The organism is Bradyrhizobium prioriisuperbiae (assembly GCF_032397745.1).
GTDB classification, from domain to species: Bacteria; Pseudomonadota; Alphaproteobacteria; order Rhizobiales; family Xanthobacteraceae; genus Bradyrhizobium_A; species Bradyrhizobium_A prioriisuperbiae.
Window position 1 is genome coordinate 6257270 of record NZ_CP135921.1, and the last position, 21367, is coordinate 6278636.

Annotated in this window: 21 protein-coding genes and 1 CRISPR repeat array (1 of these 22 only partly in view); of the genes, 8 read left to right on the top strand and 13 right to left on the bottom strand. The window is 62.9% G+C overall.

All coding sequences use genetic code 11. The features are described from left to right. Positions 1 to 8: 8 nt before the first annotated feature. From RS897_RS29625 to RS897_RS29635, 3 genes are all read left to right on the top strand, one after another. A complete protein-coding gene (locus RS897_RS29625) occupies positions 9 to 671 on the top strand; it encodes a response regulator (protein WP_315832248.1) in 663 nt (220 codons plus the stop codon). 57 nt (positions 672 to 728) lie between these two features. Beyond that, on the top strand, positions 729 to 2501 hold the full coding sequence (locus RS897_RS29630) for a hybrid sensor histidine kinase/response regulator (RefSeq protein WP_315832249.1): 1773 nt from the start codon (positions 729 to 731) through the stop codon (positions 2499 to 2501). Between the two features lie 660 nt (positions 2502 to 3161). Next, positions 3162 to 3893, top strand: coding sequence for a sulfite exporter TauE/SafE family protein (locus tag RS897_RS29635; protein WP_315832250.1), 732 nt, complete (start codon positions 3162 to 3164; stop codon positions 3891 to 3893). Between the two features lie 141 nt (positions 3894 to 4034). Here RS897_RS29635 and RS897_RS29640 read toward each other — a convergent pair whose 3' ends face one another. Further along, entirely contained in the window at positions 4035 to 4574 is a 540-nt protein-coding gene (locus RS897_RS29640) for a hypothetical protein (protein WP_315832251.1), read from the bottom strand. A gap of 288 nt (positions 4575 to 4862) precedes the next feature. On the opposite strand from RS897_RS29640, the gene RS897_RS29645 reads away from it, so the two are divergent. Next, positions 4863 to 6008, top strand: coding sequence for a serine hydrolase domain-containing protein (locus tag RS897_RS29645; protein ID WP_315832252.1), 1146 nt, complete (start codon positions 4863 to 4865; stop codon positions 6006 to 6008). Between the two features lie 6 nt (positions 6009 to 6014). On the opposite strand, the gene RS897_RS29650 is transcribed toward RS897_RS29645, so the two are convergent. Further along, positions 6015 to 6914 carry a LysR family transcriptional regulator gene (locus tag RS897_RS29650; protein WP_315832253.1) on the bottom strand — a complete coding sequence of 300 codons (900 nt, stop codon included), beginning with the start codon at positions 6912 to 6914 and terminating at the stop codon, positions 6015 to 6017. A 94-nt stretch (positions 6915 to 7008) separates the two neighbouring features. Here RS897_RS29650 and RS897_RS29655 point away from each other — a divergent pair, with 94 nt between their 5' ends. Continuing rightward, on the top strand, positions 7009 to 7998 hold the full coding sequence (locus tag RS897_RS29655) for a zinc-dependent alcohol dehydrogenase family protein (RefSeq protein WP_315832254.1): 990 nt from the start codon (positions 7009 to 7011) through the stop codon (positions 7996 to 7998). 8 nt (positions 7999 to 8006) lie between these two features. Here RS897_RS29655 and RS897_RS29660 read toward each other — a convergent pair whose 3' ends face one another. After that, positions 8007 to 8975 carry a GlxA family transcriptional regulator gene (locus RS897_RS29660; RefSeq protein WP_315832255.1) on the bottom strand — a complete coding sequence of 323 codons (969 nt, stop codon included), beginning with the start codon at positions 8973 to 8975 and terminating at the stop codon, positions 8007 to 8009. 126 nt (positions 8976 to 9101) lie between these two features. On the opposite strand from RS897_RS29660, the gene RS897_RS29665 reads away from it, so the two are divergent. Then, on the top strand, positions 9102 to 9929 hold the full coding sequence (locus tag RS897_RS29665; protein ID WP_315832256.1) for a dienelactone hydrolase family protein: 828 nt from the start codon (positions 9102 to 9104) through the stop codon (positions 9927 to 9929). A 77-nt stretch (positions 9930 to 10006) separates the two neighbouring features. Here the strand turns inward: RS897_RS29665 and vapC are convergent, their stop codons facing one another. Together vapC and vapB are read right to left on the bottom strand one after the other, a co-directional pair. Further along, positions 10007 to 10405 (bottom strand): type II toxin-antitoxin system tRNA(fMet)-specific endonuclease VapC, encoded by a 399-nt coding sequence (gene vapC, locus RS897_RS29670; protein ID WP_315832257.1) that lies wholly within the window; start codon positions 10403 to 10405, stop codon positions 10007 to 10009. Continuing rightward, positions 10405 to 10638 carry a type II toxin-antitoxin system VapB family antitoxin gene (gene vapB, locus RS897_RS29675; protein WP_315838783.1) on the bottom strand — a complete coding sequence of 78 codons (234 nt, stop codon included), beginning with the start codon at positions 10636 to 10638 and terminating at the stop codon, positions 10405 to 10407. The genes vapC and vapB overlap by 1 nt, the downstream gene beginning before the upstream one ends. 291 nt (positions 10639 to 10929) lie before the next feature. On the opposite strand from vapB, the gene RS897_RS29680 reads away from it, so the two are divergent. Beyond that, the gene (locus RS897_RS29680) at positions 10930 to 13416 is read left to right on the top strand and encodes a DEAD/DEAH box helicase (protein ID WP_315832258.1); all 2487 of its coding nucleotides are present in this window, start codon (positions 10930 to 10932) and stop codon (positions 13414 to 13416) included. Positions 13417 to 13532: 116 nt separating this feature from the next. Here RS897_RS29680 and RS897_RS29685 read toward each other — a convergent pair whose 3' ends face one another. Genes RS897_RS29685 through RS897_RS29710 form a run of 6 tightly spaced genes read right to left on the bottom strand, consistent with a single transcriptional unit; the run spans position 13533 to position 18198 of the window. Beyond that, the gene (locus RS897_RS29685) at positions 13533 to 14435 is read right to left on the bottom strand and encodes an amidohydrolase family protein (protein ID WP_315832259.1); all 903 of its coding nucleotides are present in this window, start codon (positions 14433 to 14435) and stop codon (positions 13533 to 13535) included. A gap of 23 nt (positions 14436 to 14458) precedes the next feature. After that, positions 14459 to 15259 (bottom strand): SDR family NAD(P)-dependent oxidoreductase, encoded by an 801-nt coding sequence (locus tag RS897_RS29690; RefSeq protein WP_315832260.1) that lies wholly within the window; start codon positions 15257 to 15259, stop codon positions 14459 to 14461. An 11-nt stretch (positions 15260 to 15270) separates the two neighbouring features. After that, positions 15271 to 15819, bottom strand: a complete 549-nt coding sequence (locus RS897_RS29695; RefSeq protein WP_315832261.1) for a carboxymuconolactone decarboxylase family protein — start codon at positions 15817 to 15819, stop codon at positions 15271 to 15273. A gap of 12 nt (positions 15820 to 15831) precedes the next feature. Then, on the bottom strand, positions 15832 to 16413 hold the full coding sequence (locus tag RS897_RS29700; protein WP_315832262.1) for a DUF4286 family protein: 582 nt from the start codon (positions 16411 to 16413) through the stop codon (positions 15832 to 15834). Next, positions 16406 to 17224, bottom strand: coding sequence for an alpha/beta fold hydrolase (locus RS897_RS29705; RefSeq protein WP_315832263.1), 819 nt, complete (start codon positions 17222 to 17224; stop codon positions 16406 to 16408). Before RS897_RS29705 ends, RS897_RS29700 begins: the two co-directional genes overlap by 8 nt. A 5-nt stretch (positions 17225 to 17229) precedes the next feature. Beyond that, positions 17230 to 18198, bottom strand: a complete 969-nt coding sequence (locus RS897_RS29710; RefSeq protein WP_315832264.1) for a Bug family tripartite tricarboxylate transporter substrate binding protein — start codon at positions 18196 to 18198, stop codon at positions 17230 to 17232. Between the two features lie 170 nt (positions 18199 to 18368). Between RS897_RS29710 and RS897_RS29715 the strand changes: the two genes are divergently transcribed. After that, positions 18369 to 19340 (top strand): LysR family transcriptional regulator, encoded by a 972-nt coding sequence (locus RS897_RS29715; RefSeq protein WP_315832265.1) that lies wholly within the window; start codon positions 18369 to 18371, stop codon positions 19338 to 19340. Positions 19341 to 19421: 81 nt separating this feature from the next. On the opposite strand, the gene RS897_RS29720 is transcribed toward RS897_RS29715, so the two are convergent. Both RS897_RS29720 and RS897_RS29725 read right to left on the bottom strand, forming a co-directional pair. Beyond that, complete coding sequence (locus RS897_RS29720) at positions 19422 to 19730, bottom strand: type II toxin-antitoxin system RelE/ParE family toxin (protein WP_315832266.1); 309 nt, start codon at positions 19728 to 19730, stop codon at positions 19422 to 19424. Beyond that, positions 19720 to 19995, bottom strand: coding sequence for a type II toxin-antitoxin system ParD family antitoxin (locus tag RS897_RS29725; protein ID WP_315832267.1), 276 nt, complete (start codon positions 19993 to 19995; stop codon positions 19720 to 19722). Before RS897_RS29725 ends, RS897_RS29720 begins: the two co-directional genes overlap by 11 nt. Positions 19996 to 20374: 379 nt before the next feature. After that, a CRISPR array of direct repeats spans positions 20375 to 21367; the repeat unit is 36 nt; unit sequence GTTGCCGCTGGACCGCGATCTCTGAAACGCTATTCT (it continues 1612 nt past the right edge of the window).

Genomic DNA, 21367 nt, shown 5'->3' on the forward strand with positions numbered 1-21367 from the left:
GCCGATACATGTGCGGACTGGTGAGGACGATCATTGCTGACGATCACGCCATCATTCGGGAAGGTCTGAAACAGCTTCTGTCGACCGTTGATGGGCTGACAGTCAGTGGAGAAGCGGCGGACGGCGAAGCCGTTCACCGGCTGCTGAACGAAAGCTCCGCCGATCTTCTCATCCTCGATCTCGGCATGCCCGGTGTGAGCGGGTTTCAGTTCATAGCCAACCTGAGAACCGAATGGCCGGAGCTGCGCGTTCTTGTCGTCACTGCCAACGTTGAGCCGCGTTCCGTTCGAGCAGCTTTTTCCGCGGGCGCGCATGGCTATTTGACCAAGAGCGGCGATCCATCCGAACTGATCGCGGCAGTCGATGCCATTACAAAAGGCAACGCCTATGTGGCGGAGGAGGTTCGCTTTGCGGTGGACCAGCAAAGTGGCTCGAACGACCCCCCGGAGCCTACAGCTGCGATTATGTCTCCGGTCACGCTGACAAGGCGTGAGCTGCAAATCCTCGGGATGATCCCTCACGGCGCCACCAGCCGCGATATCGCCAGCCGTCTCGGCATCAGCCCGCTGACCGCCCGGAAACATCGCGAGAATCTCATGCGGAAGCTTGATCTGCACAGTGGTGCTGAATTGACGGCTTACGCGGTTCGTCTCGGCCTTCCTGCGGGTTAGCGCAACGGCAACTTGCGAACGAAGTCGCCGCACCGACCGGCGCGCGGAGAGGTTTCGATGCAGGAAGACAAGATACGCGAGGCGCTCGTCGAGCTTTTGTATCGCAATTCCTACGGGGTGGTGGTCGCCAACATCCTCATATCCCTGGCGGCAGCGTACGTCCTGAGCAGCACCGTATCGGCGAACTGGTTGATTGGATGGCTCGGCGCGCTGTATCTGCTCACCGCCATGCGCGTCCTGGCGGCGCGCCGGTTCTTCAGCCGAGATAGAGAGGGGACGCCTGCGTTGCGATGGGCCTGGCTTGCGGCTGGGTTTTCCTGCGTGTCAGGCCTGCTGTGGGGAATGCTCGGCTGGGTTGGATTCCTTCCTGAGGCGCCCGTTATTTTTTCATTCACCGTCATTGTTTTGACCGGTCTGATCTGCGGCACCGTTCCGTCGCTCTCGGCCTTTCCGCCGGCTCTGGTCGGCTCGATCATCGCAACGGTGCTGCCGATCACGGTACGCTCTATAACCAATGGAGGCGATATCGCCGGCGCGTATCTCGCCCTGCTTGCGGGGCTTGTGACCATCAATCTCTATTACTGCCGCACAACCTACCAGATGCTGCGTGAGACCATCAGGTTGCGCCTGGAAAATGTCGATCTGGTCAGCCACCTGCAGGAGGAACGCGACCGCGCGCAAGCCGCTGATCGTGCGAAAACGCGTTTCCTCGCGGCCGCCAGTCATGATCTGCGCCAGCCGATCCATGCCTTGAGCCTGCTCATCGCCACGCTCGCGGTGCTGGGTCACCGCGGCGCCGTCCCATCCGGCGATGCAAGCGACCTGGCCGGCAAGGCAAAATCCATTGTCGGCAACCTCAGCGCCCTTCTGAATGGACTGCTCGACATCTCCCGGCTTGATGCCGGTGTCGTCACTGTTGCGAGGGAGACGGTGAATCTGCCCCAGCTTTTCAACCAGCTCAGCAACGAATTTGCTTCAGCAGCGAAGGAGCGCGGTCTTGACTGGCGTGTTGTTGAACGCGGTCTGCAGGTGGACAGCGATCCCATGATGCTGAAACGGATTCTGGGCAATCTGCTGTCGAACGCCTTTCGGTACACGAGCTCCGGCGGCGTTCTGCTCGGCTGCCGCAGGCGCGGCGCGTCGGTGGAAATCCAGATATGGGATACCGGCCCTGGCATCCCCGCAGATCAGCAAGCAATGGTATTCGAGGAATTCGTGCAATTGCAGAACCCGGCGAGGGATCGCACGCAAGGCCTTGGCCTCGGCCTCGCCATCGTTCGCCGCACCGCCGTCCTGCTGCAACATCCGCTGAAGCTGGCCTCCGTCACCGGGCGCGGTTCGATGTTTTCCGTTACGGTCCCGAAAGCCAGTGCGGTGGAAACTCCCTCCTTGCCCGATAACAGGACATCACCTGCAGGCATCGCCGTCAGCATCATGGTCGTGGAAGACGAGGCGGATGTTCTCGATATCATGGTGCAGTTGCTCACGCTGCAGGGGCATCGGGTCTATGCCGGCCGATCTGCCACCGAGGTGCGGCAGATCCATGCAGAGGCGATGGTGGCCGGCGACGCGCCGGTCGATCTGATCATCGCCGACTACCGCCTCGGGGATGGTACGACGGGCCTGGACGCAATCGAGGCTCTTTGCGCCCATATCGGCCGCTCGGTCCCTGCCGTTATCGTGACCGGCGATACCTCGCCGTCGCGCATCAAGGAAGCCACCGCCAGCGGTCATCGTATTCTGCACAAGCCGATCACCGGCGAGGAGTTGCACGAAGCGATTGTTGCTGCCTGTGTTGGCGGCAGGGAATCGATCAACTGTGATTGCTGAAAGGATGTGCAGCTGCCTCCAAGATTGGCGATCACCCGGCCACGGTTGAGATCGTCTCTCGGCGCTGATCTCCCTCGGCGCCACTATCTGCAGCGGCGCAGGGCCTTTCGACATTAGCCTCCTGACCGACGACGAAGTACGACATCTGCCGTATCGCTCGCGAATGAACCTAGCGATATCTTCCGCCCCAACTGGACTCGCTTGAACAGCAGCCGATCCTGGCTTGGGCGGTTGGGAGCAGGGGGGCCATCAACGGGGCCTATCAAGACGAGCCGCTTCGCTTCGGGAAGTCTCGCACGACGGCGGTGAAGCTGATGGGTTCTGATACAGCGATGAATGAGGAGTGCGCTTTCAAAGTGACAATCGAATTTTCGAACGCGCTACAAGAAGGTAATTTGGATATGGCAATTGCCGACAGCTCCCACGCCCGGCGACCATCGCCACCTCTCAGGGCTTGGACAATCGCTGTCCTGGCCGGCTTCGGCATCTTGCACGTCGTCGCAGGATACATGCTGCATCACGCGCCGAGTAGCCGACCCATCGAAACGGCAACAGCGGCGATCCACGGCGACTAGATGGATTGTCGTCACTTGAGTGAGTTCGGACGCCCCACGCTGTCCCGCCATTGACGACGATCAGCGTTCCAGAGAAAGCGATGCCATGTCGGACGTAGCGGCTTATTTGGTGCTGAGTGGGGCGGTCTTTGCGGGGGTGGTCGTTTCCGGCCTTGCTGGGTTTGCGTTCTCGGCGATCGCCGGCGCTATTCTGCTACACGTTTTTCCGCCTACAGAGGCTGTGCCATTGATGATGGCTTGCAGCATCATCGTGCAAGCGGCCAATTTGTTTGTACTACGCAAAAGCATGCAATGGAAAACCAGCCTCGTTTTCATCGCTGGTGGACTGTTAGGCATTCCGATCGCGATCTATCTCCTGCAGAATGTGGATACGGGGACCTTCAGACTGGGTTTTGGAGCTCTCGTATCCCTCTACGCGATATATGCCTTGTTCCGGCCAACGCCTGCCGACGTGCGTCAGATAGAGAGCCGGAGCAGGAACGCGCTGGTCGGGTTTGGTGGGGGACTGGTCGGCGGGTTGACAGCGATGCCCGGCGCACTTCCTGCGATCTGGTGCGACATCCATGGTTTCCCGAAAAATCAGCAGCGCGGCCTGGTTCAACCCTACATCGGGGTGATGCAACTTTTCGCTCTCGCTCTCATGCTTTCGCACCAGAGCCTCTCGTTAAAGGTCTTGATCGATTTTGGCATGTCTCTGCCTGCCCTGGCTGCTGGAACGGCTGTCGGTATCCTCCTGTTCGGACGGATCAACGAATTGGCCTTCAAGCGAATTATCCTGGGCTTGTTGCTGTTTTCGGGACTTTGCCTTGTGATCTAGAAGGAGGTCTTCGAGGACAGGTGTGCGGGGTTGCGGGCGGATCATCATCTGAAAGCCGATTCAACCGCTTTCCGTCGCATTTGATTGCGCTGGGTTCTCCCGATATCGATGTCCCGTGGATATGACGCTTCGCTGCGGCCGCTACGAATTGCAGGCCGGCGACAGGTCCAGCGACCTCAGCAATGTGCCGAAGCCATCGCGTCGGCACTGGAAGGTGTGGCTGGTCGTCTTTCCCTGATCGCTGGTCGTGGTCGCGCGGTCGTTGCTTGCGCTTGCCGCCTGTGGCTTTGCTTTCGCGCGACGCGGTGGCGGTGGATCGTCAACCAGCTTGGCGTTGGCATCCTGCCAGCGCTTGTGCGCAGTCTTCTTCCCGGTCGGTGCGTCGTTTGCCGGGGGCTTGTTGACTGCTCCGCGGGTTGGTTCGAGAGGCTCGGGCGAGGCCTTCACAGGTATCGTCTTCACAAGCGGCCTGACAGGATCGGTGTCCGTCGGTTGGACTTTCCCAGGGATGTACAACCTGTCCGATTTCGCCGCCGTGTTCGGTCCGGCGGCGTCTTCGATTGCGGTCTGAGCATGTGCCGTCGCGACGGCGGAGGGGGCCGGCGTCATCGCGATCCTGATCGCGGCTGCGGTGCAGAGGATCGCCACGCAGACAAAGGCGAACCACATCGTCCTGAGCATTCTCGGTCCCACTATTCGGCCGGTCGGGACAAGAGCTCATCCTTGGGCCCATCCTCGCCAAACCGCGGGAGATGAAAAGCCGATCTTCGGGACTGAATTCGGGCGGTGAAGTGGCGGGCCCGTTAATTCTTGTGGCCGTTGCGCCGTCATTGTGCCCGGGAGGGCGGATCACGAGCGCTCCTCACAATGGTAAATGGGGACGAAAGATTTCAGTTCAAGAATTGCCAGGGCTCGTGCCGACGGCGTAGGTGACGCCTCCCCCAAGCAAGGCATCAAGAGGAGCGCAGCATGTCGCAGATCGAGGGCTTCACACATGACGCGTTCTCGGGGGTGCGCGACGTCTTCGCGGCCAACTTCGCCAATGGAGAGGAGTTGGGCGCGTCGTTCTGCGCCACGGTAGAGGGGGAGACGGTCGTCGATCTCTGGGGCGGCTTTCCCGATGAGGCGAAGACGCGGCCCTGGACCCGCGACACCATCGTCAATGTCTATTCTACCACCAAGACCATGACGGCGCTGACCGCGCTGCTGCTAGCCGACCGCGGCGAACTCGATGTGGCAGCGCCGGTCGCCCGGTATTGGCCCGAATTCGCCGCGAATGGGAAGGAACGGATCACGGTTGCCCAATTGATGAGTCATTCGTCCGGCCTGTCCGGATGGCGTCCGGCCATCGGCGGCGAGGACTTCTACGACTGGGACCAGGTGACGGCGAAACTGGCCGCTCAGGCGCCGCTATGGGAGCCGGGCACAGCCTCCGGCTATCACGTCTACACCTTCGGATTCCTGATCGGCGAGGTGGTGCGACGCATCACCGGCAAGAGTCTCGGCACTGTGTTCCGTGAGGAGATCGGGCAGCCGCTGGGCGCGGATTTCTGGATCGGCCTGCCGGAAACGGAAGACCATCGTGTCGCCGACCTCGTGCCGTTCGAATTGTCGGCAAGCGCTGCCGGCGTGCAGATGAGCGAGATCCAGAAACTCAGTTTTGTTTTGACGGGGACCGATGCCGCGTCAACCCGCACCCGCGCCTGGCGCGCCGCCGAGATCCCGGCGGTCAACGGCCATGGCAACGCGCGCTCCATTGCCGAGATTCAGTCTCTGCTGGCCAATGGCGGCGTGGCCAAGGGCAAGCGGATCATGTCCGAGGCCGGCTGTCGCCGCGCGCTGCAGCAGCAAACGGAGGGGCCGGACCTTGTGATGGCGGGCATGCAGGTCCGCTTCGGTCTGGGGTTCGGTTTGCCGAGCCCGATTCTGCAGCTCGAACTGCCGCATCCCAACAGTCTGTTCTGGGCCGGTGGCGGCGGCTCCTTCGTCCTCATCGACCTGGATGCGCGGACGACCTTCGCCTACACCATGAACAAGATGCAGCGCTCGTTCGTCGGCGACGAACGCTCGTTCCGGATCATCCGGGCCATGTGGCAGGGGCTCGACGGAGACTGATGTCTTTCATGTCATGAGTTTCGGCAAAGCCGCCGCCAGCGCATCGACAGCAAGGCGGATCTTCAGCGGCAGGCGAGGGGCCTGCAGCCACATCGCATGGCAGTCGTAAAGAAATGGCGGTTGACCCGGCAGCAACTGCATAAGCGCGCCGGCCTGAACACGCTCGCGCACCAGCCAGCTTGGCAGCCAGGCGAGCCCCATGCCGGCGGCTGCCGCATCGGCGATGGCATCGAGGTCGTCCAGCCGCACCCGGTTGGCCGGCGTGATCTCCACGGGAGGCTGCCCCTCGCGCGGAAACAGCCACGGACGCACACGGCCGGACCGGCGGTAGATGATGGCCTGGTGTTTGCCGAGATCCTCCAGTCGCCGCGGTCGTCCATGCTTCCTCAGATAGGACGGTGATGCGCAGACGATCATCTGCTGGCGTGCGAGGCGGCGCGCGATCACTCCGGTTTTGTCCTCCAACTCGCCGGTGCGGATCGCAAGATCGTAGCCGTCCTCTGCAAGGTCGGCGAAGCGATCGCTGAGCGACAGATCCAATTCCAGTGTTGGATATGTCTGCGCGAGCTGCAGCAGGATCGGCGCCACGCAGCGCCGGCCGAAGTGCGCGGGCATGGCGACCCGCAGCTTGCCGTGCGGTTCGGACAACTGATCGGCTGCCAGCGCATCCGCGGCGTCGGCTTCGGCCAGCACCAGGCGGCAGCGTTCGTAATAGGCGCGCCCGAAGTCGGTCAGGTTCTGCCGCCGTGTGGTCCGATTGATCAGGCGCACGCCCAGACGCTCTTCGAGAAACCGGACATGTTTGCCGACCATCGGCCCGGAAAGATCGAGCGCGGCGGCGGCGGCCGCGAACGAGCCGAGGTCGACGGTTCTCACGAACACGGCCATGCTGGTCAGGCGATCCATATTCGAAACTCATGGTTTTGACTATTCTGCATATGAGACTATTTATCCTCTGGCATAGCTTATTCAGTTCAATTGTTTTGGAATCGGTGACTGAATGGCACGGGTTGTTCGTTTTCATGAGTTTGGTGGTCCCGAGGTTCTGCGTTTCGAAAACGTCGATGTTCGCGGTCCCGGTCGGGGCGAGATCCGGATTCGCGTCAAGGCGCTGGGCCTGAACCGGGCCGAGGCGTTGCTGCGATCGGGCGCCTATATCGAGACGCCGATGCTGCCGTCCGGCCTCGGCCTCGAGGCCGCGGGCCTGATTGAGTCCATCGGCGAGGGCGTGGATGGTTTCGCGCCGGGCGATGCGGTGAGCGTCGTGCCGCCACGATCGATGGTCCGCTGGCCGGCCTATGGTGAACTCGCGACATTTCCTGCCGGACTGGTCGTCAAGCATCCACCATCGTTGAGTTGGGAAGCTGCTGCCGCCGTCTGGATGCAGTATCTCACCGCCTATGGCGCACTGATCGATATTGCCGATCTCAGCAAGGACGACTTTGTCGTCATCACCGCCGCCTCCAGCAGCGTCGGGCTGGCCGCGATCCAGATCGCCAACAAGATCGGCGCGACCGCGATCGCGGTGACGCGGACATCAGGCAAGAGACAGGCCTTGCGCGAGGCTGGTGCGGCGCATGTCATTGTGTCGGAGGATGAGAACCTGGAAGCCCGGCTGAAGGAGATCGCCGGCGAAGAGGGCGTGCGTGTCGTGTTCGACCCGATCGGCGGCCCGATCTTCCAACCACTCACGGCTGCGATGGCGTGGGGAGGTATTCTCATCGAATACGGTGGCTTGAGCGCGGAGCCGACACCGTTCCCGCTGGGCGTCGTGCTGGGCAAGACCCTGACGCTGCGCGGCTACCTCGTCCATGAAATCACCGGCGATCCCCTGCGGCTGGAGGCCGCCAAGGCGTTCATCCTCGACGGGCTGGCATCGGGGTCGCTCAAGCCGGTCATCGCCAAAACGTTTGCATTCGACGACATCGTCGCAGCGCATCGCTTTCTGGAGTCGAACGCGCAATTCGGCAAGATCGTGGTCACGGTTTGAGGGGCGGCTCAGAGCGCGGGCCGAAAATGTCCGGGTGAGTGTTTTGTCTCGCGCCGGATCAGGCGGCGCAAGGTCGACGGCTCCGCATAGCCGACCCGGCGGGCAATGTCGTCGACGGAGAGACGCGTGGTCTCCAGCAGATGTCGCGCCGTCTCGATCCGGATCCGCTGCACGAACTGAATCGGGGAGACGCCGCAGGTCGCGGCGATCAGACGGGCAAAGGTGCGCGGCGCCAACGCGACGGCGTTGGCGAGTTCGTTCATGGCGAAGTCGCGGGCGATGTTGTTGCGCACCCAGCTCTCGGCCTTGGCGACCTTGGGATCCTGGCCCGCCAGATACGTGATCGCCATGAACGGGGCCTGGGAGCGTCGCTCATCCAGCAGCAGGTAATTGGCGCACGCCTTGGCCAGGCCCGGTCCGGCAAACCGGCTGACCACCGCCAGCATCAGGTCCATCTGCGCCATGGCGGTGCCACCGGTCGCGATCGGCCAATCCGCCACCACCATCTGCTCGACCATCAACTCGGTCGTGGGATAGCGGCGTCGGAACAGCGGCGCGAACCACCATGTCGTGGTCGCCCGCCGGCCGTCCAGCAGACCCGTGTCCGCGAGCAGGAACGTGCTTGCGCAGGACGCAGCGAGCGCGGCGCCCGAATGATACGCGTCGACCAGCATGGTGCCCGCGCGCCGGCAGGCGGGGCTTTTCAGTTTCGTGTCCAACTCATCGGCGGAGGTGACGCCGAGGCCGGGGACGATCACGAGATCGGCGCCGCGCAGCGTCGCGCCACTTCGGCGTGCTCCGCAGAGCATCGTCGTGACGTCGAACGGCCGCGTGCGTTTCGAAGCCCCGCTGATCTGATTGGCTGTCGCCATCACGTCATGGGTAATGGCCGCGCTTGACGCCAGACAGCCCTGGATTTCGAGAACCGCAACCTTGGTCATGTCGGCAGGGTAATTCAGGATATGAAGCTGTGTCAAAAATTACCCGATTAATGTCATTTTAGACACTGGCCGGTTCATCTCCGAATCGGGAAAATCGCCTCCAGTGGACTGCCGTGTCGTTGGTCCAAGCTCGAGCCGAATTTAACGAACAGGAAAACAATGATGACAAAGCGCAACTTGAACGCGGACGATGCGCTCGAGGATTTCCAGTCGCGCGAGATCACGCTTGATGGCGCCACGAAGGTGGTGCATGTGGCCGGCGAGGGGCCGGCCGTCATTGTCATGACGGAGATGCCCGGCATCAGCCCGCATGTCGCCCGCTTCAGTCGCTGGGTCCGCGATGCGGGGTTCACCGTGTACATGCCCTCGCTGTTCGGCCGCGACGGCGCGGTGCCCCAGGCGGAAGAGGGAGTGGCGGTGTTTCGGCGGGCCTGCGTCAGCGCGGAATTCCGCGCGTTCGCCGCCAATCAGTCCAGCCCGGTGACCCAGTGGCTGCGGTCGCTGGCGAAGCTTGCGCATGCGGAATGCGGCGGCCCTGGCGTCGGCGCCATCGGCATGTGTTTCACCGGCAATTTTGCGCTGAGCATGATGCTCGAGGAGTCGGTACTGGCACCCGTGCTGTCGCAGCCGTCGCTTCCGCTCGACAAGCCCGCCGACATCGATATTGCGCCGGACGAACTGGCGGCTGTTCGCCAGCGCCTGGAGCGGGACGACCTGACCGTGATGGCCTATCGCTTCGAAGGCGACCAGATCTGCAAAGCGGAGCGGTTCACGGCTCTGTCGGCAGCACTGGGCGACCGCTTCATTCCCCGCGTGCTGCCCGACAGCGCGGCCAATTCCGACACACCACCGTTTTTTCAGAAACTGGTGCCGTATCCGCACAGCGTGGTGACGGCACACCTGATCGATGAAGCGGGACAGCCGACGATCGCCGCCCGCGACGAGATCCTGTCGTTCTTCAAGCGCCGGCTTGCTTCGGGACACTCATAAGGTTGGAGTGTCCGCACCCTCGATCTCTGGGAATGAGGAATTGGGCTGCCTCGGGCTTAAACGCAACAGGCTCTCGGTCAGACCCAGTTCTCGGCTCTGATTCCCGGCATGCGGCTGAACTCGCGCATATTGTTCGTGACGATGATCAATCCTTCGCTGCGGGCGTGACCGCCGATCTGCATGTCGTGCGGGCCGCAGGGCGTTCCCGCTCGTTCCAGTTCTGCACGAACCTGTCCGTAGTGCGCAGCCGCCTTGGTCTCGAACGGCAGCACATCGAGACGCGCCACGAAATGCTCGATGGCCGTCAGGTTTTCCACGCGGCGAGCCGACTTCTCGGCCCCGTAATGCAATTCGCCGAGCGTAATGCTGGAAATACAGAGTTGTTCGGCCAGAGCGTTGAATTTCTCTCGCAGCTTCAGTGGATAGTTCTTCATCACATAGATGCAGATATTGGTGTCGAGCATGTAGGTGAGCATCAGAACGGCTCACGTTCCTCGACCGGTGGCTGCTCACGTTCGGCCATGAAATCCTCGCTTGCGCGCGGACCATTCTGAAACAGATCGTCCCACCGCTTACCTTGCGGCACGATCACACGGCTGCGACCGATCTTCAAAATATCGACGTGATGCACGTCCTCCGGGAAGGCGACGGCCTTGGGCAGCCGTACGGCTTGGCTGCGATTGCTCGTGAATACTGTGGAGCTTGTCATGGTCAATCTCGTTGTATATCCAATTGGGATATACATAGCTTAGCCGGAGTGTTTTTGCAAGGGCGTCCGCCTACGGACAAAGGGACGGCAAGCAACGGCGAACAGGACATCGGATACTTCGGCCACGCTGCCTTCGCGACTGAAACGGTGGATAGTCATGAAAACGGCAATGCGCCAAATGCGATTTCGTGAACATTGGTCGTCCGGCATTGTTGCAAGAAGCAGGTGCCAGCGCAGGGGGGATGTCGGATCCAAATCTTGCGAGAAGACTTTTGCTGATGGAATGTGCCGATGACGTCCAAGCGCCGAAACCTGAAGTCTGCGCCCAAGCCGAACAAGGAACCCAAGTTCTCGCGCACCCATGCGCCCGCCGATCTGTCTCCGGTGGACTGGCAACGCGGCTTGCGCCGCCAGTTTGGCCGCGAGCAGGCCTTCGGGCTCGAAAATCTGACCAGTGAACCGTTCTTTTCCGAGTTTCGGGTCAGCAATTCCGCCTCGAAATCCAGCTATCGCGTGGCGATACGAGGATTGGGGCCGGGTGGCAATTTCTGCTCGTGCCCTGATTATGCGTCCAGCGAATTGGGCACTTGCAAGCACCTTGAATTCACGCTCGCCCGGCTGGAAAAAAAGCGCGGCGCCAGGACCGCGTTCGCGCGTGGCTACCAGCCTGCGTTTTCCGAGCTGTATTTGCGCAATGACGGCAAACGCCGTGTGCATTTTCGCGCCGGGACGGATTGCCCGCCGGCGGTCAGTAAGGCCGCCGCCGGCTTGTTCGACACCGAACACGCGGGGACGTTACCGGACGAGCGCTTCCGCGAGTTGGAGGCCTTCGTGTCGCTGGCGTCGAAGTGCGGTCATGAATTGCGGGCCTACGACGATGCCCTCGATTTCATTGCGGGAAGGCTGGACGCAGACCGGCGAGCCTCGACGCTCGATCAGTTGTTCCCGCGCGGTATTGTCGATCCCAAGCTGCGCGCACTTCTGAAGGTGCCGCTCTATCCCTATCAGGCCGAGGGCGCGCTGTTCGCGGTGCGGAACGGCCGAGCCCTGATCGGCGACGATATGGGGCTGGGCAAGACCATCCAGGCAATTGCCGCGGCAGAAATCCTGGCCCGCCATTTCGGCGTATCCAAAGTTCTGGTGATCTGCCCGACTTCGCTCAAATACCAGTGGCAAAGCGAGATCACCCGCTTCTCCGGACGCAAGGGCAAGAATGCAGCACGCGTCATCAGCGGCGGCCGTGCCCAGCGGCAGAAGGACTATGTCCTGGAAGACTTCTGCAAGATCACAAACTATGAGAAGCTTCAGCCCGATCTCGACCTGATCGCCGCCTGGGCGCCGGAACTCGTCATTGTCGATGAAGCACAACGGGTCAAGAACTGGAACACTATCGCGGCCCGCGCCCTGAAGCGTATCGATAGCTCATATGCGATCGTGCTGACGGGCACGCCCCTGGAAAACAAACTGGAGGAACTGATTTCCATCGTCCAGTTTGTCGACCAGCACCGGCTGGGCCCGACCTGGAAGCTGCTGCACGAACACCAGGTCAAGGATGAGGCTGGTCGCGTCACGGGCTATACTGGGCTGGAGAAGATCGGCCAGACACTGGCGCCGGTGATGATCCGCCGGCGCAAATCCGAAGTGCTGCGCCAGTTGCCGAGTCGGACCGACCAGAACCTGCTGGTGCCGATGACCGAGATGCAGTTGCTGCTCCATCAGGAAAATGCCGACGTGGTGGCGAAAATCGTCCAGCGCTGGCGCAAGACCAGGTTTTTGTCGGACAAGGATCAGCGGCGGCTGACCTGCGCCCTGCAGAACATGCGCATGTCCTGCAACAGCACCTATCTGCTGGACCAGGAAACCGACCATGGCGTCAAGGCCGACGAACTGGCGGCGCTGTTCGACAAACTGTTCGCTGACCCCAAGGCCAAGGCGGTGGTGTTTTCGCAATGGACGCGGACCCACGACATCATCATCCGCCGCCTCGAAGCGCGAGGGATCGGTTACGTTAGTTTCCACGGTGGCGTGCCGTCGGACAAGCGGCCGGCACTCGTCGAGCGATTCCGTGACGACCCTTCCTGCCGTGTATTCCTGTCCACCGATGCCGGCAGCACGGGACTCAATCTTCAGCATGCCTCGACCCTCGTGAATATGGACTTGCCATGGAATCCGGCGGTCCTCGAACAACGTATCGCGCGCATTCATCGCATGGGGCAGGTACGGCAGGTGCAGGTTGTCAATTTCGTGGCGAAGGGTACCATCGAGGAGGGCATGCTCTCGGTGCTGGCGTTCAAACGCTCTTTGTCGGCAGGAATTCTCGATGGCGGCAATGGCGAGATTTCGCTCGGCGGCTCGCGCCTCAACCGTTTCATGAAGGACGTGGAGAATGTCACCGGGCGCATGGGTGAAGGCGAGGCAGTGACGCCTTCGGAGGAGGCGGGGACTATCGTCGCAGGATCCGCGGGAGCGGAAGATATAAATGCCGATGTCGACACTGGCATGGGTGAGCTGGCGGCTGGGCAGACTGATGGGGCCGCGCCACCACTGCGCGATATAGGTCTCGATCCATGGCAAGCCTTGATGCAGGTCGGTACGCAGTTCGTTACCGCCCTGGCGGCGGCGAGCAATCCCAACGCAGCGGCGCATCCATGGATCGAGCGCGATTCAATTACCGGCGCACAGAGTCTCAAAATACCCCTGCCGGCGCCGGAAACCGCGAGACAAATTGCCGATGCGCTTTCTTCACTCGCGGACAGCTTCCGCAACAGGATTGCGTGATGGAGCGCCGCGCGGCCATAGAGGAGCGTCAGCGCCGGTTCCGCATGGCCGCAGATGTTGTAACTGACGCCTGGATGACCACCACCTCGTCTGATCTTTTCCAGCCTGTCTCCGAGTCAGGCATCTGAGGGACGATGCGTGTCAAAGCCGAAGAACGCCGCGGGATTGTCCACCAGCATCCTGCGCCTTGAGGCCTCGTCGGGGACGATGTCCCCGATGAAATCGACGAGATCGCCATCATCAGGCATTGATCCCTGAAGATTCACATGGGGCCAGTCGGTTCCCCACAACATCCGCTCGGGCGCGTGCCGGGCGAGGCTCGCCGCGATCGGTTTGGCGTCGCGATAGGGCGCGCCGGCTGCGGAGAGCCGGTCGCCGCCGCTGAGCTTGACCCAGACCTTGCCGCCGTCGACCAGAGCGCGCAGCGTCCTCATCGCGCTTCCATCGGGTCCGGCCGAAAGCGGGGGCCGCGCCATGTGGTCGATGACCACAGGCGCTGCGATCGTGCGAATGACATCAGACCAGATCGTGATGTCATCGCCGGCAACGTGAACGGCGACATGCCATCCGAAGGGCCTGACCTTGGCGATGATCGCCCGCATGGCGTCGATGTCGGGGCGACCGCCGAGATGCGACAGGAAATTGAAGCGAACGCCGCAGATGCCGGCGGCGTCGAAAGCGGCGATCTCCTCCTCGCTGCAGGATGGCTTCAGCAGGGCGACCCCGCGATAGCGCCCAGCACTCCGCGCCAGCGCGTCGAGCAGCGGACGATGGTCGAAGCCGTGGCCCTGGCTCTGGACGATGACGGCGCGCGCGATGCCGAGATGACCGTGCAGGCGCCGCAGCGCCGTTTCCGGCGCCTCGTTGGGGGTGAAGCTCCGATCTCGCGGAAGCGGGAAACGATCGAACGGCCCGTAGATGTGGCAGTGGGAATCGCAACTGCCGGGCGGGAGTGCGAGCACAGGTTTGCGAGGATGCGGATGGGGCGGCGGTCCGTCGGGCTGCGGGGGCTTGGTCATTGTCATTTGGTCGAGTTGTCTGGTCAATCGCAACGCGCGGTCATGCCGCCGTCGACGACGATTTCCGTGCCGGTGATGAAGCGCGCTTCGTCGGAGGCGAGGAAGAGGGCCGCATTCGCAGTGTCGCGTCCGTCACCCATGAAGCCGAGGGGAATGCGGGCGAGGCGGGCGGCGAGCAAGGCGTCCACGTTTCCATCGGCGCGTTGTCCGGCGAGGCGTGCCTCCACCATCGGCGTGTGCATCTGGCCGGGCACGACAGTGTTCACGCGGATCTGCTTGGGCGCATATTCGACCGCCGTGACGCGCGAGAACTGGATGATTGCGGCCTTGGCGGAGGCGTAGCCGACCTGGGCCGCGCCGGTCCAGCGCAGCCCCGAGGTCGAAGCCGTGTTGACGATGGCGCCGCCGCCGGTTTTCTCCATCACTGGAATGACGTGCTTGCAGGTCAGGAACACACTGGTGAGATTGGTGTCGAGCTGGCGCTGCCAGTTCTGTTCGGACAGCGCGACCGCGCCACCTGGCGCCGACCCGCCGACATTGTTGACGAGAATATCGATGGTGCCGAATGTCTCGCGGCAAGCCCGCACCGCTTCGGCGACCTGGCCTTGATCGGTCACGTCACACAGATGGCTGCGGATCGTGCCGCCGTCTTTCTCCACCAATGCGAGTGTCTCGACCATGGTTTCGGCGCGCAGGTCGATGGCAAAGACCTTGGCACCTTCGCGTGCGAACAGCACCGCAGCCGCCCGTCCATTGCCCCAGCCGGGGCCGACGCAGCCGGCCCCCGTAATCATCGCGACCTTGCCGGCCAGACGTCCTGACATCGTGTTTCTCCTCAGGGCTCGAGTTCGGGGGCCTCGTCGGGGGGCAAGCCGATCTCGAAAGCGTTGAGCGTCATCGAGACGAGGGTGTAGTAGCCGAGCAGGCCGACCAGTTCGACGACGCCGGCTTCGCCGAGTTCGCGTATCGCAGTCGCGTGGATCGTGTCGGAAATGACATGATTATCATGCAGCGTCGTCGCATAGTCATAGACGGCCTGTTGCGCGGTGATGGAAAAGACTGGCCGGCGCCGCTGCGCGATGGCATCGACGACCGCCGGATCGAGTCCGGCCTTCAATGCTTCACGCTTGTGAACAAACCATTCGTACTGCGAGGTCCAAAAGCGCGCGGTGACCAGGATGGCGAGTTCCGAGAGCTGTGGGCTGAGCGTGGTATCGTAGCGCAGGAATTCCCCGAGGCGCTGGGCACGCGCGCCGAACTGCGGACTGTGAATCCAGGCCCGGAGCGGAGCCGGCATGCGACCGCGCTTGCCGGACGCCGCTTCGGCGGCGACGTCCCGCTGCGCGTCGCTCATCTCGTTATGGGTAAAATCCTTGATCCGCATGTGCTCTCCGCGTCAGGTGCGCCAATAAGGGGCGTAGAGGTTGATCAGCTTCGCTCCATCGGCCGTTCCGCCCAAAACCTCGTCGACCAAAGCTGCGGAGACGGGCCGCGTGAAAGCCGCCAGCGACCAGAGGTCGCCGGCCATATCCCGGTACACGCGAAGCTGTTTCAGGCCGTCCAGCGCAGTGCTCGCGCGAAGCAATTCATCGACGGCGTCTTCGCGGGCGCCGGGAAAGTGCGCCACACAAAGCCGCGCGATCTCATTGGGAGAGCAGGCGAGGTCGTCGCCTGGATGAATCTGCTCGGCGACGATGCGCCGCCGCCCGATCGTGCGAGGCAGCACACGCTTGCTCCACGGCGTTGAGTTGTCGCCGGACACCGCCGTGTACTCCGGTGTGTCCAGCGCGGCAGTGGAGCTCAGATCATAGATCGCGAGCCAGCGTGGCCAGCCGCTGACACAGACCCAGCGCGATGCGCTCTCGAAGCCGGGCAGGCGATGGCGTTGCGGCAGATGCTCGCTGTCGTACCAGTCGTTGAATTCTTCCTCCAGCGCCGCGGGGGGCTCCATGGTCACAAGCAGCAGTCCCTTACTCATGATAACTCTCGTCGATCGCTTCCCGCTGACGTTCGGGAGCAAAGAAGCGCAGGAGATGCTCCGCCATCGCCTGCGGCGCCTGAACCGGCATCAGATGCCCGCTGTCGATCGTGGCGAAGGTTGCGTTGGGAATGGCGCGCGCCGTGGCCTCGACGTCGGCCGGCGGGCGCAGCAGGTCGTGGCGGCCGGCAAGCACGAGGCACGGCATCGTCAGGCCTGGCAACGCCTCCGCGATGCGCGTCGTCGCGAGCGCCATGTTGGCCTCCGCATAGCTGACGGGATCGTTGGCCAGGAAACGGCGGCGATAGGCCTCGTAGGTGTGGTGATCCGTCCGCAGCGCATCCGGATAGGAGCGGCCGAGTGTACTTTCGACGATGTCAGCCATGCCGTTGCGGCGCACGTCATCCGAGCGCGCGACAAGATAAGCCCTCCGCTCGGGCGAGACGGCCAGTGCCGGTGCGCAGAGCGCGAGTGCGGGAACGGCGGCGTCCGACCTGCTCGCGAACGCGACGGCGATGGCTGCGCCGGCGGCGACGCTGGTGATGCGGCAGGTCGGCGCGAAGCCAACCGCGGCGAGCAGTTGCGCGAGGTCGGCTGCATGATCCTCGATCGTCATGCGGCCATGAACTGCCCGCGAGCTGCCGGCGCCGCGCTGATCGTAGCGCAGCACGCGAAACCTCTGTGTCAGCAGCGGCACGAGCGTGTCGAAGCTCTGCAGCGTTCCGCCGAGTTCATGCAGCAGCACCAGTTCGGCGCCTTGTCCGGCCACCTCGTAGTGAATGTCGGCATCCTGGAGCGACGCGCAGGGCATGGCGGTCAATTCGACCTGACGTTGGCCGCTTTGACGACATCCGCCCACTTGTCGATCTCGCTGCGGATATAGGCCGCGAACGCGTCGGGCGAATTCGCCACCACGATCGCGCCCTGAAGCGCCAGCTTGTCCTTGACCTCCGGTGACCGCAGCGCCTCGACCAGCGCGGCGTGCAGAATGTCGACGATGGCCTGGGGTGTCGCTGGCGGTGCGACGATGCCATACCAATTGTCGGCGACGACTTGCGGCAGGCCCAGTTCAGCCGTGGTCGGCAGATCCGGCAGGCTCGGCGAGCGCGTCGCGCTGCCGATTGCCAGCGCCTTGATGGTGCCGGCCTGGACGTGGGGCAACAGCACTGCGATGTCCATGAACATCATCTCGACCTGGCCGGCGAGCAGGTCGGTCACTGCCGGCGCCGCGCCACGATAGGGCACATGGGTCATCTCGATCTTGCCGTACTGCTTGAGCAGTTCGCCGGCCAGATGCGGCATGCTTCCGACGCCGGAGGAGGCGAAGTTCAGCGCGCCCGGCTTTGCCTTCGCCAGCGCCAGCAGGTCGGGCAGGGTCTTGGCCTTGACGTTGGCGCCAACCACCAGCAGTTCGGGCACGCTGGCCGCGAGTGTCAGGGCACGCAGATCCCTGCGCGGATCGTAGCCGATGGCCTCTTGCATGCTGACGCTGATGGCGAGGGCGCCCGCCGTGCTGATTCCGATGGTGTAGCCATCCGGCTCGGCCTGGGCGACCGCCTTGGTGCCGACCGCCCCGCCGGCGCCGCTGCGGTTGTCGATCACCACCGGCTGCTTGACGATGACAGACATCTTCTCGGCCACGGCACGCGCGATGGTGTCTGCGGGACCGCCGGCTGCGAACGGCACGACCAGCCGGATCGGTTTGGTGGGAAAAGTCTGCGCCGCCGCATCATGGGCGACCAGGGTGACGGCGGCGAGCAGCGCGCCGCGAAGCATCGCGTGCATTTCGTTCCTCCGGAGGGGCGGTTCCGCGCGCTCTGGATGGCGGGTTCGACCGTGCGACGCATGGTGGCATCGCGGAGCCGGCTGCACCAAAACCGAGTTGGGCTAGCTGGCGATGCCGTAATGGCATAACTTCTTGCTCCTATGCCTGTTCGGCAGCGGGAGTTTTCACGTTGGATTCGCGCAAATTGAGGTATTTCGCCGAGGTGGCGCGCACCGGCAGCTTCAGCCGCGCCGCGGAGGAACTGCGCATTGCGCAGCCAGCCTTGAGCCGGCGGGTACGCGAGATCGAGGACGAGCTCGGCCAGAAGTTGCTGGTCCGGCACGGGCGCGGGGTCCGGCTGACGCCGTTCGGCGCGGCCGTGCTGGGGCGGGTCGACGAGATCGAGTACCTGCTGGCCCAGATCAGAAGCGAGGCGGCGCAAGGAAGCCTCGCGGTGCGCGGCGCGGTCTCTCTCGCGCTGCCGCCCGCCGCAGGGCTGCTGGTCGGGCCGCCGTTGGTCGCGTCGCTCGCGGAGAGCCATCCTGACGTGGTGCTGAACCTGCGCGAAGGGATCAGCTCACTGATCCACGAATGGCTGGCCGAAAAGCGGATCGACCTCGGTCTCGTTTACAACGCGGTGCCGATCGAGGGGTTGCACATCGTGCCGCTGCTGCGCGAGCGCATGGTGCTGGTCGGGCCGCCGGGAGACGGCAGGGGCCTGTCGCATACGCCCGACATCCGCATCAAGGACATCGCCGGTCTGCCGCTGATCATGCCGACCCTGCCGCATAACAACCGCCGGGTGCTGGAACAGGCCGCGGCCCGCCATGGCGTCCGTCTCGACATCCGATCGGAAGTCGACAGCGTCGCCCTGACCAAGGCGCTGGTGCGCACCGGTCGAGGTTACACCATTCTCACTTACGCGTCGGTGCGAGACGAGGTGGAGCGTGGCGACCTGAGTGCGCGCGCGATCGAGCATCCTCCGATCATCGCGACATTGTCGATGGCCATGCGAAACGAAACCATGGCGGCACCGCTCGCCCGCGAAGTCGCGCTGGAGATCCAGAACCTGCTGCTGGAGCTGTCGCGCTCTGGCGCCTGGCCCGGGGCGGCGGCGGTCGGAGCCGACCAGCACGTCGGTGTTCATCATGCACAATCATAACGTCTGAGAAAGCGTCGGCGTGGCGCTATTGTGCCAACACGGCCAGTACGCGGCTGTGGCGGACGCCGTGGTCGAAGTGCCCTAGTCTTCCTGACGTAGCGCTTGCTCGAAATTTCGACCGCCGTAAGCGATGGTGACAATCTCCACCCGGGTTTTGAAAACCCGGAAAGCGATCGTCGCCCGGCGTTCGAAGCCGATTGTCCGTAGGCCCGGCAGAATATCGTCGCGTTTGGTGCCGCGCTCGGGGAAGGTCGCCAGTTCCATGCACGCCTTTTGAATGCGCCGGATGTAGCCGATGGCGATTTCTAGACTGCTCTCGCTGGCGATGTAATCGTACAACGCGGCCAAGTCGGCCAGCGCCTCGTCACGATACTCAACCTTATGCGTCACGTTTGGAGGCTTTCACTTTCCGCGCGTGCCTCGCCTCTAACCGTTTAAACACGGCCTCGGCCGGGATGTTCGGCTTCTTGTTCGCCATCGAGGCCAGCACCTTCTGGCGCAGCAAGTCATCCAGGGCGGCTTCCTCGCGTTCGAGTGCCCGCAATCCTGCCCGCAACACCTCGCTGGCGTTATCATATTGTCCGCTTGCCAACCGGCGGTTGACGCTGGCCTGCAAGGGACCAAGAGTGACGCTGATGGGTTTACTCGTTCGCATGGTCGTGCCTTTCCTTTGTGCTCTTATACCACAAAGTACGACTTTGTCATACAGGCCTCCTGGCAGGGTGTTGCATTTGGGCGCGCCAAGAGGCCGGGCTTTTGGCTGCGCCTGGAGCCGTTACACATCTCCGCTCAGCGGGTGACAATCCCTCGCGCAAAAACAGTGAGCTCCTCGCCGGAGGCACTCGGTCACGCCTCTGCCTGCGGCACCGCTATCACTGAGGCGCGCGCCGCGTGCCGTTCTTAACCAGCCTCGTCGCCGCAGTCGGTCCCGCATCCCGCTTTGCGGAGCTATGCTGATGCTCCTGCGGCTGCTTTTTTTGGTAATGCGAGTGCCTTCCCATCCCGGCCGCATCAAGGCCAAAGCCTTCGGCGCTTCGCGGCCTGGACCGCGATCTCTGAAACGCTATTCTCCATGCTAAAGCACGACGCCCCCAATGTGGTTGCCGCTGGACCGCGATCTCTGAAACGCTATTCTGGTCCGACGGCTTCTGCAGGAACGCGGCCCGTTGCCGCTGGACCGCGATCTCTGAAACGCTATTCTGCATTCGTGAAGCTCTACTTCGGTTGATACGTTGCCGCTGGACCGCGATCTCTGAAACGCTATTCTCGCGCCTTTAACTTGCCACGACGCCCCGCGTTGCCGCTGGACCGCGATCTCTGAAACGCTATTCTGGGCCCCAGCATGGGAGCCCGGCCGAAAGAGTTGCCGCTGGACCGCGATCTCTGAAACGCTATTCTTGGTCGGCGATCTCAACGCGCATCGTGTTGTTGCCGCTGGACCGCGATCTCTGAAACGCTATTCTCACGGCCGCGAAGTTGCCGGAAGAGCCGCGGTTGCCGCTGGACCGCGATCTCTGAAACGCTATTCTGGCCGCCAGCTTTCGCCAGCGGCCAAGTCAGTTGCCGCTGGACCGCGATCTCTGAAACGCTATTCTGCTGGGAAGACATGGACCTCGTCAATCGCTGTTGCCGCTGGACCGCGATCTCTGAAACGCTATTCTAAAGGCTTGCTCACACCGCGCCCTCCGGGGGTTGCCGCTGGACCGCGATCTCTGAAACGCTATTCTGTCGACTTCTATGGCGACTGACGCGCCCGAGTTGCCGCTGGACCGCGATCTCTGAAACGCTATTCTCAGACCATTCAAGTCCTGACGCTGAATTGAGTTGCCGCTGGACCGCGATCTCTGAAACGCTATTCTAACGATTGCGAATGGAAACTTCACGAGCGGGTTGCCGCTGGACCGCGATCTCTGAAACGCTATTCTCATCGATTCCAGCAGGACGATTACGGGGCCGTTGCCGCTGGACCGCGATCTCTGAAACGCTATTCTGCGTCATCGCTAAGGGTGAGGCGGGCGGCAGTTGCC